This is a genomic window from Intrasporangium sp. (genome assembly GCF_032907665.1).
Lineage (GTDB): Bacteria > Actinomycetota > Actinomycetes > Actinomycetales > Dermatophilaceae > Intrasporangium.
In genome coordinates this window covers 5878-7384 of the sequence record NZ_JAJJPG010000056.1, presented here as the reverse complement: position 1 = coordinate 7384, position 1507 = coordinate 5878, and the positions used below count along the sequence as shown (strand labels likewise).

Annotated in this window: 2 protein-coding genes; one reads left to right on the top strand and one right to left on the bottom strand. The window is 69.8% G+C overall.

Annotated features, from left to right (window positions below; genetic code table 11):
* Positions 1 to 75 precede the first annotated feature (75 nt).
* Positions 76 to 687: a hypothetical protein gene (locus tag LOY02_RS10110; RefSeq protein WP_317182231.1), complete on the bottom strand. Its 612-nt coding sequence runs from the start codon at positions 685 to 687 to the stop codon at positions 76 to 78.
* 222 nt (positions 688 to 909) lie between these two features.
* On the opposite strand from LOY02_RS10110, the gene LOY02_RS10105 reads away from it, so the two are divergent.
* A complete protein-coding gene (locus tag LOY02_RS10105) occupies positions 910 to 1494 on the top strand; it encodes a hypothetical protein (RefSeq protein ID WP_317182230.1) in 585 nt (194 codons plus the stop codon).
* The last annotated feature ends 13 nt before the right edge of the window (positions 1495 to 1507 follow it).

The window sequence follows — 1507 nt, the reverse complement described above, 5'->3', positions numbered from 1 at the left end:
GCCTCCTACCCCTACGACGAGCACGTCCGCACAGATCGGACACTCGCCGACCGGCTCGTCCGCGGTCCGCGGGAATCAGGCTGCCGTGCCGGTCACGGCCAGGACGAGGCTGATGCCGCCGACGGTCAGGTCGAGGGCGGCGCACCAGACCGCGAACGAACGGGTCACGACGGTGTCCTTGCGATGGTGGTGCACGTTCCAGGCGACGTGTGCTGTCAGCGCTGCCCCCGCGAGGGCAAGTCCCGCGGAGGAGGCGAGGGACAGCGCGGCGACACCGAGCCCGAAGTAGGCGAGCATGGCAACGGCCTGAACCACGGTGGCGTGGCGGTTCCGCCAAAGACCGACGACGGTCACGAGACCGGAGACGATCGCCACGACACCCCACCACGGGATCGGTGCGAGCAGGCCGAGGAAGGGCAGGTTCGCCGCGATCGGCAGGGCGGCCCACGCAACCCACCGGATGCCCACCGCTGCCGCAGCGAGATAGCACAGGGAGGCGGCCCCCAGCGACGTCGCCGGGGTCAGGACCGTCGTGCCCGCCCACGGGTCGCCCGACCCGTGCATGACCCCGAGCCCGTAGACGATGGCGATACCCGCAACGACGCCGAGCACGACCGAGAGCGCACGGGTTCCGGTTCGTGCCCGACGACTCTCGACCGCAACCGCGCCGACGGCAGCATCGGTCATCCTGCTCCTCCTCAATCGTTGGCGACGACTCGCCGTCCCGGACGGGTGACCGGCGACCGAGCCAGCGTGCCAACGATCGCGTCGGCGTCGAGGGGCTGATCGAGGTTGAGTCCCACGTCCTTGCGTATCTGACCGTCTCGCCGGGGAGGAGGGTCTCGCGGGCGGCTGAGTCACGAACAAAGAACTTCGCGACCAGGCCCGGCCCGATTTAGTGTCGTGTGCATGGATGTCAGCCGAACCCCACCCCGGACGGTCGAGCCACGGCGTGCCGCCCCCCTCGTGACCGCCACCGCGGCCGCGATGGCCCTGGGCATGTTTGCCTTCGCCGTGGTCAACGTCGTCTTCGAGGCCACCGGCGCCTTCGCCGACCGGCCGGACATGGCGGCCGGTCTCGCGGTGATGAACTGGCTTGTCTTCGGCCTCAAGCTCCTCGGTGTGGCGGTGGCCGTCCTGTCGGTCACCCAGCTCGCGATGTCCGTCCCCTCGTCCGTGATGACGGTGCTGCTGTGGGGAGCCTTCGCCCTGCTGGCCATCTACTCCGTCGGCACGGTTGTCAAGGCGATCGGCATGATGACCGGGCTGGCGGGCAGCCCCGACCAGATCGACAGGGCTGGGATCCTCTACCTGCTCGGCTCCGTCTACTTCGCCGTCGGCTTCGGCGTGCTGGCGATCTCCTACTCGAGGCGTCACGGTCTGCACCAAGGGGGTGTGCTGCTCGGAGTCCTGGGCGCCCCAGCGCTCCTCGCGGGACTACTGGTGGCCGTGCCCGCGTTGCTCACAGCAGCGGGACTCCTCCCGGACTCCTGACCGGCCTCCTGAC